The sequence below is a fragment of the Thalassomonas sp. RHCl1 genome, from assembly GCF_947387555.1.
Taxonomy (GTDB): Bacteria; Pseudomonadota; Gammaproteobacteria; order Enterobacterales; family Alteromonadaceae; genus Thalassomonas.
On record NZ_CANDNZ010000001.1, the window covers coordinates 976746 to 992317 of the forward strand.

Sequence of the window (15572 nt, forward strand, 5' to 3'; positions counted from 1 at the left end):
GTTAGGAAAATATATGTCTTTTGAAACCATTTCCGTTATTGGTTTAGGTTATATCGGACTGCCGACGGCAGCCATGTTTGCTTCGCGTAAAGTTAATGTCATCGGTGTTGATGTTAATCCGCATGCCGTAGATACCATTAATCGCGGTGAAATCCATATTGTTGAACCTGAGCTAGACATGCTGGTGCATGCCAGTGTTAATCAGGGGTATTTAAAAGCAGCGTTGGTACCTGAGCCTGCTGATGCTTTTTTGATTGCTGTGCCGACTCCTTTTGCGGTCGGTCACGGTTCCGGGGATCATCACCAGCCGGATCTGAGTTATATTGAATCGGCCACTCGGGCCATTGCCAAAGTGATCAAAAAAGGCGATCTTGTGATACTCGAGTCCACTTCGCCGGTTGGTGCAACAGAATTAGTCGCGCAATGGCTGTTTGAAGAAAGACCTGATTTGACATTTCCTCAAAGTGTTGGTTCTGCTGCCGATGTTAATATTGCCCACTGCCCGGAGCGTGTTTTACCTGGGCATGTTGTTAGGGAGTTGGTTGAAAACGATCGTGTGATTGGTGGAATAAGTTCCCGATGTTCGGAGCGGGCATCTCAGCTATATAAAATATTCGTTCAGGGAGAATGTATTATTACCAATGCACGCACTGCTGAAATGGCCAAGTTGACAGAAAATGCCTCGCGTGATGTCAGTATTGCCTTTGCCAACGAATTATCATTGATCTGTGATCGCCTTGATATTAATGTCTGGGAATTGATCGCTTTGGCGAACCGACACCCGAGGGTGAATATCTTGCAACCGGGTCCCGGTGTTGGCGGACATTGTATTGCGGTCGACCCTTGGTTTATTGTCGCAAAAACGCCGGAGCAAGCCCGTTTGATTAGCACGGCCAGAGAGATAAATGACGGAAAACCTAAATGGGTTATAGAGAAAGTAAAGCTGGCCCTTGCCGAGCATTTGGTTTCTCAGGCAAATAAAACATCACAAGAGACTAAGATTGCATGTTTAGGCTTGGCGTTTAAACCTGATATTGATGATTTAAGAGAAAGTCCGGCCCTTGGTATTACTCAGGATATCAGACAATGGTTTGAAGGTGAATTATTGGTGGTTGAGCCTAATATCAGTCAATTACCAAACTCGCTGACCGATAACGTAAGTCTAGTGTCGCTGGAGCAAGCAATATCAGAGGCTGATATTGTTGTGGTTTTAGTCAATCATAAAGAATTTGGCGAATTAAAGAATGTCAATCTTGATGAAGTCTTATGCATTGATACTATTGGTTTAATTTCTTAATTCATACATGCCTATGCTGCGAAAAAGCTGATTACAGACATCAGCTTTTATATATTATCAATGATTGCTTATAGGGCATGTCAACAGAGAATGAGCCAGGTGACTGCTTATTTGTTTGTACTCATTCTCTAGTCTGCCCTAAAAATCACAATGTCAGGCAATAAAATGCCATATAAACAAAAGCCCTTGAAGCTGTTGTGGGTCTTAATTTGATTGCAACGGTAAAAAATCCATAAACGAGTACCGAAATAAGAAGCTATTTGATAGAATTGCCGCAATTTTTATCAACAGGTGATTTATACATGGAAATCATTGAAGGTTCATTCGCTACTCCAGGCAAAAAATACGCGATTGTTGTCTCGCGTTTTAACAGTTTTATTGTTGAAAGTTTACTCGAAGGTGCTATTGATGCACTTAAGCGTCAGGGCAATGTGGCTGACGAAGATATCACTGTTGTTCGCGTCCCGGGTGCTTATGAATTACCGGTAGCGGCCAAACGCATTGCCGCCAACGGTAAGTTTGATGCGATTATCGCCATTGGGGCAGTGATCCGCGGCGGTACCCCACATTTTGATTTTGTTGCCGGTGAATGTAACAAGGGCTTGGCCCAAGTGGCAATGGAATTTACCACGCCGGTAGCTTTTGGTGTGATCACCACAGACTCAATCGAACAAGCCATAGAGCGCGCCGGTACCAAAGCCGGAAATAAAGGGGCCGAAGCCGCCCTGAGCGCGTTAGAAATGGTTAATGTCTTATCTCAGCTATAATCTTGTGACATTGAAATTATTTTTGTTTTAACGGCATCAATGAGATCTCTTGCGGAAGCCTTTTTTATAAGGCTTCCGTTAATGTCTGTGTAAAACATCCATAATTTCGATACCTTGTTTTGTAAATTTTATTTCGGAAAATTATTGTGAAACCTTCAGCCAGAAGAAAAGCCCGTGAATTGGCGATCCAAGCCGTTTATTCATGGCAGATCAGCCAAAATGATGTTGCCGATATCGAAGCCAGCTTTTTAACAGAAAATAAAGCACGCCGCTTTGATATTGACTATTTCCAGCAGTTGCTGCGTGGCGTAACCGCCAATGTCAGCACCCTGGATGAAGCAATCTCTCCGCATGTCGACCGCCCGCTTGATGATATCGATCAGGTTGAAAAGTCTATCCTGCGCACCGCCATTTATGAACTGAAAGATTCGACAGACGTTCCTTATAAAGTGGTGATCAATGAAGCGATTGAACTGGCAAAATCTTTTGCCGCCGATGACAGCCATAAGTTTGTCAATGGCGTCCTGGATAAAGCGGTAAAGCTTATCCGCCCACAAGAGTAATCATTTCCCCATGAAAGAGTTCGAGCTGATAAAGCACTTTTTTGCCGAGCAGATTGTCAAGCGTAAAGACGTGCTGCTAGGCATAGGCGATGATTGCGCCCTGATACAACCGGGAGAGCGTCAGCATATCGCGGTGACCACAGATACCCTGGTTGCCGGTGTGCACTTCCCGCTGGAAACCGAGCCACGCGCCATAGGGCACAAAGCAATAGCGGTGAATCTGTCAGACCTGGCGGCGATGGGGGCAGAGCCTGCCTGGGTATCGCTGGCGCTGACGTTGCCCGAAGCCGATGAAGCCTGGTTAAAGGAATTCTGCGCCGGGGTGTTTGAGTTATGCGAATACTATAATGTTCAGCTGATTGGCGGCGATACCACCCAGGGGCCGTTAAGTATTACCGTTACCGCCCAGGGGATCACGCCGGCAGATAAGTATCTGTTGCGCTCGGGCGCCAAATCGGGTGACTGGCTTTATGTGACCGGTGAGCTCGGCGATGCGGCACTGGCGTTGAAACACCTGCAGGGCAAAGTAAAGATTGAAGAGGTCTTTACCGAGCAGGTGATGACTAAGCTTAATTACCCCAAACCGCGCGTGTTGGCGGGTCAGGCCTTGAAGGAATATGCCTCCTCAGCCATCGATTTGTCAGATGGCCTGATTTCAGACTTGCAGCATATTTGCCAGGCCTCTAAGGTGGGCGCCAACCTGGTACTTGATGCCTTACCCCTGTCTAAGGTGATGACAGATACCCTGAAACAGCAACAGGCCATCGAGCTGGCACTATCCGGCGGTGATGACTATGAATTGCTGTTCACTGTGGCGGAAGACAACAAAGTGGGCATGGAAACCTCTCTTGCCCATGCCGGTATTAATATCACCTGTATCGGTCAGATCAACGGCTCGGAAAAGATCACCACGACATTGGACAATAAGCCTGTGTCTATCAGCTCCCGTGGTTTTGAACACTTCTCTGGTAAAGAGGGTGATCAAGGGGCTGCTCACCAATCAGATCCGCAAAGTTAATGGCAGCAGATAATTCAATGGCAAAATTTACTCTGGCGGATCCGGTGCAGTTCCTGGCGCTGGGTTTTGGCTCGGGTCTGGCCCCTAAAGCACCAGGCACCTTTGGCACGATTGCCGCCATCCCGGTTTACCTGCTTATGGCCTTCTACCTGCCTCTGGTCGCCTATGCGCTGTTAACGCTTGTGATGGCGCTGGCGGGCATTTATATCTGCCAAAAAGCGGCAGACGCTGCCGGCGTGCATGATCATCCGGCGATTGTCTGGGATGAAATCGTCGGTTTCCTGATCACTATGTTTATGGTGCCTTTATCCTGGCAGGCAGTGGTGACAGGCTTTGTACTGTTTCGCCTGCTTGATATTTTTAAACCCTGGCCGATTTCCATCGCCGATAAGAAGATACACGGCGGTTTTGGCATCATGCTTGATGATGTGCTGGCGGGGGTTTTTGCCTTAATCGTCATGCAGCTGCTCTTCTAGTTTTAGTGAGAATTTTGTTTAGCGCATTAAAAAAGGACCTTAGGGTCCTTTTTTAATGCTTATCGCTTGTCTGTGGCTTTACCCTTGATAAATTAGTGCAAAACCCTGGCCTTAAGGGTGCCTTCTACCTGTTTCAGCTCTTTTAGCGCCAGCTCACTGTCTTCGGTTTCAATGTCTATAACCACATAACCAATTGCTTCATCGGTTTGCAGGTACTGGGCGGCGATATTGATATTATGCTGGGCAAACGCCTGGTTAATTTGCGTCAGCACACCCGGCTGGTTTTTATGGATATGCAGCAAACGGCTGGTGCCGGTATGCTCGGGCAGGGAAACCTCAGGGAAATTGACCGCGGATAGGGTCGAACCGTTATCCGAGTATTTCGCCAGTTTAGTGGCCACTTCAATGCCGATATTTTGCTGGGCTTCTTTGGTGCTGCCGCCGATATGGGGGGTGAGAATGACGTTGTCAAAGGCGCGCAACGGAGAAATAAATTCTTCATCATTACCTTTGGGCTCAACCGGGAAAACGTCGATGGCGGCGCCTGCCAGGTGTTTCGTTTCCAGAGCTGATGCCAGGGCATCAATATCCACGACGGTGCCGCGGGAGGCGTTGATTAAAATTGCGCCCGGCTTCATCTTCTTGAACTCGGCGCCGGCGATCATATTTTGTGTCTGGCGGTTTTCCGGCACATGCAAGCTGATGACATCGGCTTCCTGTAACAAACTGCTTAAGTTGGGGGCCTGGCTGGCATTACCCAGTGGCAACTTGGTTTCAACATCATAGAAGCGCACCCGCATACCCAGGGTTTCGGCTAAAATCCCCAGCTGGGTGCCGATATGGCCGTAGCCGATAATGCCCAGGGTTTTGCCCCTGGCTTCCACTGAGCCCACTGCCGATTTATGCCATACGCCACGATGGGCCAGGGCGCTTTTTTCCGGGATACCGCGCAGCAGCAACAAAATTTCCCCCAATACCAGCTCGGCCACCGAGCGGGTATTGGAGAAGGGTGCGTTAAAGACCGGAATGCCGCGCTTTTGCGCCGCCGCCAGCTCAACCTGGTTGGTGCCGATGCAGAAACAGCCGATGGCGGCGAGCTTGTTGGCATGGCTGAGTACCTTTTCGGTGAGCTGGGTGCGGGAGCGGATGCCGATAAAGTGAACATCTTTAATTTTCTCAATGAGATCGGCTTCACTCAGGGAAGTTTTAAGATACTCAATATTGCTATAACCTTTGGTTTTCAATTCTTCCAGGGCTTTTTCATGCACCCCTTCAAGTAATAAGATCTTAATTTTTTCTTTCGCTAAGGAAGTCTTGCTCATGATGACACTAATTCTCTTGAAACATAATTATGGATGGCTAGATATCTAAACTAGCATATAGTGCTTAAACTCTAAAGTGTTTTTTTCTCCGGCATTAATTCAATTTGCTGACGTTAACGCCTGCTTTAGTGCCGGTCACTAAAATATCGGCGCCGCGGTGGGCAAATAAGCCGTTGGTGACCACGCCGACGATGGCATTGATCTTATCTTCCATCTCAGACGGTGCTGTTAAATTCATATTATGGACATCGAGAATGACATTGCCGTTGTCTGTGATCACCCCCTGACGGTAAACGGGATCGCCGCCGAGTTTGACCAGCTCACGGGCCACATAGCTGCGCGCCATCGGGATGACTTCAACCGGTAAGGGAAACTGCCCTAATACCGGCACCTGTTTGGAGTCGTCGGCTATACAGATAAAGGTTTTCGCTACGGCAGCAACAATCTTCTCCCGGGTCAGGGCCGCGCCGCCGCCTTTGATCATTTGCAGGTGCTCGGTAACCTCATCGGCGCCGTCGATATAGACGTCAAGCACATCAACCGAGTTTAAATCGAAGACCTCGATGCCATGGGCTTCAAGACGTTTGGTGGACTCTTCTGAGCTGGAAACCGCGCCGCGGATGCGTTCTTTGATTGTCGCCAGGGCATCGATAAAGTGGTTCACCGTGCTGCCGGTACCGACGCCGACAATGGTATCATTGTCGATAAAATCCAATGCTTTAACCGCTGCCGCTTTTTTCATTTCATCTTGAGTCATAATCAACCTGCTATATGTAGTGCTGAAGGGGGAAATTTTTGCGCATGATTATAACAGTGCAAATGTCGCAATTGTGCTTTTTTTACCGGCATTTTATAAAAAGGCTACTCGCACTGATAAACTTTGCCCGGGGTGATAATTTCCGGGATAGGTACATCCCAATATTCTGACGGAATTTTTTCAACCCGCTGGCAGTCATGGGCCAGGCCGATAGGGTGTAGTTTAGTGCTTTCCCCGCTCCGGTGGCGGCGGTGCCATTTTTCCAGGGTACGGTCATAAAAACCGCCGCCCATGCCGAGGCGGTCGCCGCTTAAATCAAAAGCAACCAGGGGGGTCAGTAAGACATCGAGTTGCTCGACGGGGCAAATTTTTTGCAAATCCAGTTTCGGCTCTGTGATGCCTAAATGATTCACTGTCATCGCCGTGTCCTGATCATAGTGAAGGAATAATAATTGCCCCTTGGAAAACGGATGCAGCACCGGTAAATACACAGCCTTTCCCTGCTGCCAGCACCAGTGGATAAAAGGCAGGGTATTGATTTCACTGTCGTTGGCCAGATAAATGGCAAGTTTGTCGGCGCTATTAATCACCGGATGTTGCCTTAACTGTTCCAATAGCCGTTCGGCCGCTTGTTGTTGTTGCTCTGGGGTCAGGGCCTGCCTGCGTTTACGCACCAGTTGTCTTAATTGCTGACGGGTAAGGGTCACGTTTTTGCCAAGGTAAAAGAATTAGATGGCTGTTATATCAAAATCAAGCCCTTAAGAGAAGCGCTGGTCTCAGACAGGGAATATTGCCGATGATTTGGCTAAGAGCAGGCAAAAAAAGAGCAGCGTAAAGCTGCTCTTTTTGCGGGGTAAAACTAAGAATTAGTTATGGCTTTCAGGCATAGCTTCATGCGTACCTGTCACGGATAACTCTTCTTCAAGTTTCTCTTCCATATCGTGGTGATCATCACCTTCGGCGCCGTGCATCCAGGCAACTAATTTATTTGCGCTTAAGAAAATAATCACGGCAGTCACTAATGCTGCACCACCTACAGACATAAAGATGGTACCGGCATTTTCAACCTGCTCTTCGCCTTCGCCGACGAACTGCCCGATAAAGGCGGCAAGTTTATTGGAAAGGGCGGTAAAGAAGAACCAGGCACCCATCAATAACGAGGTAAATTTAACAGGAGCAAGTTTTGATACCAGGGATAAACCGATAGGGGATAAGCAAAGTTCGCCTAGCGTATGGAACAGGTAAGCAAAAACTAGGAACAGCATGCTGACTTTAACTGAAGTGTCACCACCTTGTACCATAGTTGCCCAAACCATTACGAAAAAGCCAAGTGCCAAAAATACCATGGCCAGGGCGAATTTCACCGGTGAGGTCGGCTCTTTAGTGTCCATTTTGATCCAGATAGAGGCCACAACCGGGGCAAGCAGGATAATGAACATGGCGTTTAATGACTGGAACCAGGAAGCCGGTACTTCAAAGCCCATGAAATCACGATCGGTGAACTGGGAAGCATAAATATTGAATAAACCACCCGCTTGTTCAAAGCCGGCCCAGAAAATCACCGAGAATACACTCATGATCAGGATAACTTTAGTACGGTCTTTTTCTTCTTGGGTCAGGGCTCTTGCCTTGAGATCATCTTTATTGGCGGCACCGGCTTTTTTCGCCGAAGGCACCACACCGATATCGCCTAAATATTTATTAGCCAGGCTAAGTTGCAGGAATAAACCGATTAACATACCGCAACCGGCAGCAATAAAGCCATAATGCCAGTTAACTTGCTCACCTAAGTAACCAACGATTAATGGCGATAAGAAGGCACCTAAGTTGATACCCATATAAAAGATGGTGAAAGCACCGTCACGGCGATGATCGCCGTCTTCATAGAGTTCACCTACCAGGCTGGAAACGTTGGCTTTAAATAAACCGTTACCGCAACAGATGAGGATCAGACCAAGATAGAAGACGTTCTCTTCCATGCCGGTGATCATGGTTTTTGGGATACCTAAGGTGAAGTAACCTAAGGAAAACAGTATGCCACCAAGGATAATGGCTTTACGCTGGCCGATAAAGTTATCGGCTAACCAGCCACCTATCATAGGGGTTAAATATACCGCCATGGTAAAGGTACCGTATAAGCCTAAAGCCTCTCCGGTTGTCCAGCCAAAGCCGCCGTTTTCGACTGTCGCCACCAAATACAGTACCAGCAGGGCACGCATGCCGTAATAACCAAAACGTTCCCACATTTCGGTACCGAATAAGAGGAAGAGTCCTTTCGGGTGACCTAGAAACGTCCCCGTCGTAGGTTTATTCATATAATTATCCTTTCCAAAACATTTTTCTAATGTAATAAGTACAGCCGGTGTTATACCTGTGCTGGCGCCTAAACGCAAGTGCTAAGCGGTGATAGGACTGAATTATCGGTTGAAATATTACTGTATGATTTTCATGTTGGAAGAGACAATGTCTACAATAACAGTTGATAACTGTGAAAAAATATATAATAAGTGCGTATATTAGTAACCTTTATATGGCCAAGGAATTATTATCCTGAGACGGTGCTAAAAATATCTGTTGGACATTTTTACAGATTTTTTCTCTAAAAAGTATTGGCTTGCACATTGGTCTTTTTGTTTTCAATGATATAATACGCCTCTTAAGAGGCAGATGAAAACCTAAGCTGAATATCTCTTTTCAGGTATCACTTTTTGTTCAGCTTTTTCGCTCTCCCAGATATTTTGCAGGAATTTTAATGAAAGTTACCGTATTCGGAATTGGTTATGTTGGCTTAGTGCAGGCGGCTATTTTAGCCTCTGTAGGTCATGATGTACTTTGTGTAGATGTTGATCAAAGTAAGGTAGATAACTTAAAAAAGGGCATTATTCCAATTTATGAACCTGGTTTGACCCCGATCGTTGAAGAAACCACTAAAAATGGCCTATTAAGTTTTACCACTGACGCCGCCGTTGGGGTAGCACACGGCAATATTCAATTTATAGCCGTAGGAACACCACCGGATGAAGACGGTTCGGCAGATTTAAAATATGTATTGGCGGTGGCCAAAACCATAGCCAGTCATATGAGCGAGCCTAAATTTATTATCGACAAGTCTACGGTGCCTGTGGGCACGGCAGATAAAGTTACGGCGAAAATTACCGAAGTTCTGGCCGGACGTAATATCAGTTTGGATTTCGATGTCGTTTCCAACCCTGAATTTTTAAAGGAAGGGGCGGCAGTGAATGATTGTATGAAACCGGACCGCATTGTGGTCGGTACCGACAGTCAGAGTGCTCGTGAGATCATGACTGAGCTTTACGCGCCTTTTAATCGCAACCATGATCGTATGATCTTTATGGATGTACGCTCGGCCGAGCTGACTAAATATGCCGCTAACTGTATGTTGGCAACTAAAATTTCCTTTATGAATGAAATGTCTAATCTGGCAGAATTATTAGGTGCGGATATTGAAGCGGTACGCCACGGCATAGGTTCTGACACCCGTATCGGTTATCAGTTTATTTATCCCGGTTGTGGTTATGGCGGCTCCTGTTTCCCAAAGGATGTCCAGGCATTGGTGCGTACCGCCCATGGCATTGAATATCAGCCAGCCTTGCTGGAAGCGGTTGAATCGGTAAACGCCGCACAAAAACAAAAACTGTTTAAAAACTTAAGTCATTACTTTAAGGGGGAATTAAAAGGCAAAACCATCGCTTTGTGGGGCTTGTCTTTTAAGCCGCAAACCGACGATATGCGTGAAGCTTCTTCAAGGGTACTGATGGAAGCCCTGTGGCAGGCGGGCGCTAAGGTGCAGGCTTTTGACCCTGAAGCCATGGAAGAGTGTCAGCGTATTTATGGCGATAGCCAGGAACTGGCCTTAGTTGGCACAAAAGAGTCGGCTCTAAAAGGTGCTGATGCCTTGGTGATCTGTACTGAGTGGAGCCAGTTCCGCGCACCGGATTTTGATTTGATCGCTTCAAGCCTGACCCATCCCGTTATTGTTGATGGCAGAAACCTTTATGATCCTAAGCTGTTAAAGGATAAAGGTTTTGCCTATTACGGCATTGGCCGTGGTGAAAGTGTTCAAGCTGGTTAACAATTAATAATATCACTATCTTTACTTTTTAAGGGACTTAGATGTCTGAGAAAATCACCAAAGCAGTTATTCCCGTTGCTGGGTTAGGTACGCGCATGTTGCCGGCCACCAAAGCCATTCCAAAAGAGATGCTGCCGATAGTCGATAAACCTTTGATCCAGTATATCGTCAATGAATGTGTTGATGCCGGCATTAAAGAGATTGTTCTGGTCACTCATTCTTCAAAGAATGCTATAGAAAACCATTTTGACAAATCATTCGAGCTGGAAACGACACTGGAAAACAGGGTAAAACGCCAGTTGCTGGACGAAATTCAGGCAATATGCCCGAAAGATGTGACCATTATGCATGTTCGTCAGGGAGAAGCCAAAGGACTTGGGCATGCGGTATTAAAAGCGCGGCCATTGGTTGGTGACGAACCTTTTGTTGTTGTGTTGCCGGATGTGATCCTTGATGATGCCAGCGCCGATTTGAAAACCGAAAACCTGACCGCAATGTTATCTCGCTATAATGAGTCAGGTTTTAGCCAGATCATGGTTGAACCTGTGCCAAAAGAGCTGGTAAGCAATTATGGGGTGGCAGATTGCGAAGGACATCAACTCACTCCGGGTGAGTCAAAAATTATGACAGCGGTCGTTGAAAAGCCCGCGCTTGAGGATGCGCCTTCTAACCTGGCCGTGGTTGGTCGTTATGTATTATCGGCCCAGATCTGGGATTTATTGGCGTTAACACCACCCGGTGCCGGTGATGAAATTCAGTTAACCGATGCCATTGCCAGCTTGATGAATGTCGAAGTGGTTGAAGCTTTCCATATGACGGGGAAATCTCATGATTGCGGCTCTAAGCTTGGTTATATGCAGGCCAATGTCGAATATGCCATACGCCACCCTGAACTGGCGGATGGTTTTAAAAATTTCCTGAAAGCCCTTAAGCTGTAACCCCATTTCTATCCCGATTATGTTTTAAAATATTCCATGCTCCAGCATGGAATATTTGTTGTCATCAAACCAAGGCCTGTCAATTGTGAATAAGGATATAAAAAACCTTAGCTCTCTTGCTGAAAATGCCAAGCAGCGTCAAATTCATGCTTTATTTGAGCAGCCGAACAGAGCAGGACAATTTTCCCTGAGTGCCGGTGGACTGTTTCTCGATTATTCCAAACAAAATATCACCCAAAGTGAACTTAACAGCCTGGCCCGTTGGGCTGAAAACCAGTTGCTTAAGGAAAAAGTGGCTGACATGTTTACCGGCAAGCAAATCAATGTCACCGAAAAGCGTGCGGTGCTGCATACCGTGCTCAGAGCGCCGGCTAAGGTGCAACAGGCGGTTTTGGGAGAGGTGGCTGAAGAGCTTGTCGAGACTGAATGGCAAATGGCAGATATAGTAAATAGACTATGTTCCGGAGAGTTATCTGCGGGCGATGGTGAAAAGATCAGCCATATTTTAGCCATAGGGATAGGCGGTTCTTATTATGGTATTAAAACAGCCCTGACGGCGCTTGAGCCGTTCCATAACACAGGGTTAAAGGTTGAGGTTTTGGCTAACATTGACGGTGGCGCCTTGGTGGAAAAGCTGGCTAAGTTACCGGCTAAAAATACGGCCGTGGTGGTAATTTCTAAAACCTTTATCACTCAGGAAACCATGCTCAATGCCGCCGCAGTTAAAGCCTGGATGTTAGAGCAAAGCGGCGATAAAGATATTATCGCCCGTCAGTGGTTCGCAGTCAGCACTAACCTTGATAAGGTCAGTGCATTTGGTATCCGCCCAGAACATACCCTGCCGATGTGGGATTGGGTTGGTGGACGTTTTTCCTTATGGTCGGCGGTGGGCTTACCTTTGGCCTTGGCTATCGGAATGGAAAACTTTTCCCGGTTAAAAGCTGGTGCCTTTGCCATGGATGAGCATTTCCAACTGGCTCCCCTGAATGAGAATATGCCGGTATTGCTGGCGATGCTGGGGATCTGGAATCGTAATTTCCTTGATCATGCCAGCCTGGCTATTTTACCTTATGATCATGCCTTAAGGGCCTTGCCCGGTTATTTACAGCAAACGGATATGGAAAGTAACGGCAAGTCGGTATCAATCACCGGAGAAGGACTGGCCTGGCAAACCGCCCCCGTGGTTTTTGGCCAGGAAGGCACCAACAGCCAGCATGCCTTTATGCAGTTAATGCATCAAAGCCAGGACATCATCCCCTGTGATTTTATTGTTGCCCTGCAAGGGGCAAGTGACTACCACCACCACCACCAGGTACTGGTGGCCAACTGCTTTGCCCAAAGTGAGGCTTTGATGCTGGGTAAGTCATTGACTCAGGCCCGGGCCGAGCTCGAAGTTGCAGGGGCTTGTGCTGAAGAAATCGACCGGCTTGCTCCCCATAAAACCATGAAAGGCAATACCCCGAGTAATACCTTGTTGCTTGATGCGTTAACGCCTGAATCCCTGGGAGCGCTACTGGCCTTGTACGAGCATAAAATATTTGTCCAGGGCGCTATGTGGCAAATTAACTCATTTGACCAATGGGGGGTTGAACTGGGTAAAGTCTTAGGGGGCGACGTCTTGTCAGCAATGGCCGGCAATGAAAATGAGCAGCTGTCCGGCTCCAGTCAAATGCTGATCAAGCGTTTTATTAATAAAAGTAAGCCAACTCAAACCGGCTAATGCGGCTATTTATAAATTATTAGCGGGTAAGCTTAGCTTATTATTCAAATTGGTTATATAAAAGCATATTCCTATATGGATACCTGGGCGACTCTATGTCAATATAGCGACATTAGTTTTAACCATTGCCAGTGCTATTTTTAATGAACCTGACCCATTTAAAGAAACTCGAAGCCGAATCCATTCATATCATACGTGAAGTTGCTGCGGAGTTTGATAACCCCGTGATGTTATATTCCGTCGGTAAAGATTCGGCGGTATTGCTTCACCTTGCCCGTAAAGCCTTTGCCCCGGGGAAAATTCCTTTTCCTTTATTACATGTTGATACCAACTGGAAATTTAAGGAAATGATCGCTTTTCGTGATCAGATGGCGAAAAAATACGGGTTTGAATTACTGGTTCATAAAAACCCCGAAGGCATGGCTATGGGGATCAGCCCGTTTAAACACGGCAGTGCCAAACACACGGATATCATGAAAACCCAGGGCTTAAAGCAGGCGCTGGATCAATATGGTTTTGATGCTGCTTTTGGCGGTGCCCGTCGTGACGAGGAAAAATCCCGGGCAAAAGAGCGGGTTTACTCTTTCCGTGATGATAACCACAGATGGGATCCAAAAAGCCAGCGCCCCGAGTTATGGAATATCTATAACGGTAAGGTCAATAAAGGCGAAAGTATCCGGGTGTTCCCGTTATCTAACTGGACCGAACTGGATATCTGGCAATATATCTATCTTGAAGGCATTGAAATCGTACCTTTATATCTTTCTCAGGAGCGTCCAGTGGTAGAGCGCGACGGCACCTTGATCATGGTGGATGACGAGCGCATGCCGATAGCAGATGACGAAGAGATACAAATGAAAAAAGTACGTTTCCGTACCCTGGGCTGTTACCCGTTAACAGGGGCGGTGGAATCCGAAGCGGCTACCTTGCCCGAGATTATTCAGGAAATGCTGTTAACCAAGACCTCTGAGCGCCAGGGTCGGGTTATTGACCATGACTCTGCCGGCTCTATGGAAAAGAAAAAGATGGAAGGTTACTTCTAACGGCAGCCGAATTTATTAATGCTGGTTCCCCCCTGAAGACAGGCGAACAGCAGAAGATGATATCCGGCAGATAAATAGCTATCAGCCGGATAACCCGAGAGATTTCCAAAGGATACCCTAATGAGTCACCAGTCAGACTTAATTGAAAAAGATATTCAGGCTTATTTAAAGCAACATGAAAACAAAGAGTTGGTACGTTTTCTAACGTGCGGCAGCGTCGACGACGGTAAAAGCACCTTGATCGGCCGGTTATTACACGACTCAAAAATGATTTTTGAAGATCAGCTCGCCGCCATTGAAAACGACAGTAAAAAATCCGGCACCACAGGCGAAGCCATCGATTTGGCGCTGCTGGTTGACGGTCTGCAATCCGAGCGGGAGCAGGGCATCACCATAGACGTGGCCTACCGTTATTTTTCCACCGAAAAGCGTAAATTTATTATTGCCGACACCCCGGGCCATGAACAATATACCCGTAATATGGCCACCGGCGCGTCAAACTGCGATATGGCGATTATCCTGATCGATGCCAGATACGGCGTTCAGGTGCAAACCCGCCGCCATTCTTTTATCTGCTCCCTGTTGGGTATAAAACATGTGGTGGTTGCGGTCAATAAAATGGACCTGGTGGACTTTGATCAGGAAACTTTTGACAACATCCAAAAAGATTACCAGGCCTTTGCCAAAGATCTTGATATTCCGGATATTCGTTTCGCCCCTATTTCGGCATTGGCCGGTGATAACGTGGTTAACCGCAGTGAAAATACCCCCTGGTATCAGGGAGAGACCCTGATGGAGTTACTGGAGAGCATCGAAATTGCCGGCGATGAAAACAGCGATGATTTCCGTTTCCAGGTGCAATATGTTAATCGTCCTAACCTGGACTTTCGCGGTTATGCCGGGACTATCGGCTCGGGCAAGATCAGCGTCGGCGATGAAATCCTGGCCCTGCCTTCGGGCAAGAAAAGCACGGTTAAGTCTATTGTTACCTTTGAGGGCGAGCTTGAGTCGAGCGAAGTGCCGAATGTCGTGACCTTAACTCTCAATGATGAAATCGATATCAGCCGTGGTGAAATGCTGGTTAAGCCGGGCAACGAGCCGCAAAGCTCAAAGGCCTTTAATGCCACTTTGGTGTGGATGCATGAAGACGCCCTGGTGCCGGGTCGTGAATACTACATCAAACACGGCAGTAAAATGACCACTGGGGTTGCCGCCGAAATTAAACATAAGGTGGATGTCAATACTATGGCGAAAGGGGAGGCAAATCAGCTTGCCCTTAACGAAATCGGCAATTGTGTGATGCAGACCACAGAAGCCTTACATTTTGATGCCTATCGCAGTAATAAGTCCACCGGTGCCTTTATTGTCATCGATCGCCTGAGCAATATCACGGTCGGGGCGGGTATGATCAATGAAGCGGTGGAAGTTAAGCAGGCGCATCAATATTCAGAGTTTGAGCTGGAATTTAACGCCCTGGTTTGTAAGCATTTCCCTCACTGGGGCGCGCGTGATTTATCTAAGCTAGTCGACTAGCTCTGTATATTCGTTCTGTAAAGTAAGCCCTGCCGGGTTTTTAAG

Annotated in this window: 14 protein-coding genes; 10 read left to right on the plus strand and 4 right to left on the minus strand. The window is 47.1% G+C overall.

Features of this window, described 5'->3' with window-relative positions; translation table 11 throughout:
• The first annotated feature begins 13 nt into the window (after positions 1–13).
• The 5 genes from wecC to QL234_RS04425 all read left to right on the plus strand — a co-directional run bounded on the left by wecC (position 14) and on the right by QL234_RS04425 (position 4121).
• Positions 14–1297, plus strand: coding sequence for a UDP-N-acetyl-D-mannosamine dehydrogenase (gene wecC / locus QL234_RS04405; protein ID WP_281556624.1), 1284 nt, complete (start codon positions 14–16; stop codon positions 1295–1297).
• Between the two features lie 302 nt (positions 1298–1599).
• Positions 1600–2064 (plus strand): 6,7-dimethyl-8-ribityllumazine synthase, encoded by a 465-nt coding sequence (gene ribE / locus QL234_RS04410; protein WP_044830919.1) that lies wholly within the window; start codon positions 1600–1602, stop codon positions 2062–2064.
• A 146-nt stretch (positions 2065–2210) separates the two neighbouring features.
• The gene (gene nusB, locus QL234_RS04415) at positions 2211–2627 is read left to right on the plus strand and encodes a transcription antitermination factor NusB (RefSeq protein ID WP_281556625.1); all 417 of its coding nucleotides are present in this window, start codon (positions 2211–2213) and stop codon (positions 2625–2627) included.
• A gap of 10 nt (positions 2628–2637) precedes the next feature.
• Positions 2638–3645 carry a thiamine-phosphate kinase gene (gene thiL / locus QL234_RS04420; RefSeq protein ID WP_281556626.1) on the plus strand — a complete coding sequence of 336 codons (1008 nt, stop codon included), beginning with the start codon at positions 2638–2640 and terminating at the stop codon, positions 3643–3645.
• 17 nt (positions 3646–3662) lie between these two features.
• Positions 3663–4121 (plus strand): phosphatidylglycerophosphatase A, encoded by a 459-nt coding sequence (locus tag QL234_RS04425; RefSeq protein ID WP_281556627.1) that lies wholly within the window; start codon positions 3663–3665, stop codon positions 4119–4121.
• Positions 4122–4213: 92 nt separating this feature from the next.
• Here QL234_RS04425 and serA read toward each other — a convergent pair whose 3' ends face one another.
• The 4 genes from serA to QL234_RS04445 all read right to left on the minus strand — a co-directional run bounded on the left by serA (position 4214) and on the right by QL234_RS04445 (position 8515).
• Complete coding sequence (serA, locus tag QL234_RS04430; protein ID WP_281556628.1) at positions 4214–5443, minus strand: phosphoglycerate dehydrogenase; 1230 nt, start codon at positions 5441–5443, stop codon at positions 4214–4216.
• Between the two features lie 94 nt (positions 5444–5537).
• Positions 5538–6200: a ribose-5-phosphate isomerase RpiA gene (gene rpiA / locus QL234_RS04435; RefSeq protein ID WP_281556629.1), complete on the minus strand. Its 663-nt coding sequence runs from the start codon at positions 6198–6200 to the stop codon at positions 5538–5540.
• A gap of 104 nt (positions 6201–6304) precedes the next feature.
• The gene (locus tag QL234_RS04440; RefSeq protein ID WP_281556630.1) at positions 6305–6907 is read right to left on the minus strand and encodes a 5-formyltetrahydrofolate cyclo-ligase; all 603 of its coding nucleotides are present in this window, start codon (positions 6905–6907) and stop codon (positions 6305–6307) included.
• Positions 6908–7066: 159 nt separating this feature from the next.
• Positions 7067–8515 carry a peptide MFS transporter gene (locus QL234_RS04445; RefSeq protein ID WP_281556631.1) on the minus strand — a complete coding sequence of 483 codons (1449 nt, stop codon included), beginning with the start codon at positions 8513–8515 and terminating at the stop codon, positions 7067–7069.
• Positions 8516–8952: 437 nt separating this feature from the next.
• Here QL234_RS04445 and QL234_RS04450 point away from each other — a divergent pair, with 437 nt between their 5' ends.
• From QL234_RS04450 to cysN, 5 genes are all read left to right on the plus strand, one after another.
• The gene (locus tag QL234_RS04450; protein ID WP_281556632.1) at positions 8953–10293 is read left to right on the plus strand and encodes a UDP-glucose/GDP-mannose dehydrogenase family protein; all 1341 of its coding nucleotides are present in this window, start codon (positions 8953–8955) and stop codon (positions 10291–10293) included.
• Positions 10294–10334: 41 nt separating this feature from the next.
• A complete protein-coding gene (galU, locus tag QL234_RS04455; RefSeq protein ID WP_281556633.1) occupies positions 10335–11231 on the plus strand; it encodes a UTP--glucose-1-phosphate uridylyltransferase GalU in 897 nt (298 codons plus the stop codon).
• Positions 11232–11316: 85 nt separating this feature from the next.
• Entirely contained in the window at positions 11317–12951 is a 1635-nt protein-coding gene (gene pgi / locus QL234_RS04460; RefSeq protein ID WP_281556634.1) for a glucose-6-phosphate isomerase, read from the plus strand.
• 143 nt (positions 12952–13094) lie between these two features.
• The gene (gene cysD, locus QL234_RS04465; RefSeq protein ID WP_281556635.1) at positions 13095–13994 is read left to right on the plus strand and encodes a sulfate adenylyltransferase subunit CysD; all 900 of its coding nucleotides are present in this window, start codon (positions 13095–13097) and stop codon (positions 13992–13994) included.
• Between the two features lie 120 nt (positions 13995–14114).
• Positions 14115–15527, plus strand: coding sequence for a sulfate adenylyltransferase subunit CysN (cysN, locus tag QL234_RS04470; RefSeq protein ID WP_281556636.1), 1413 nt, complete (start codon positions 14115–14117; stop codon positions 15525–15527).
• The last annotated feature ends 45 nt before the right edge of the window (positions 15528–15572 follow it).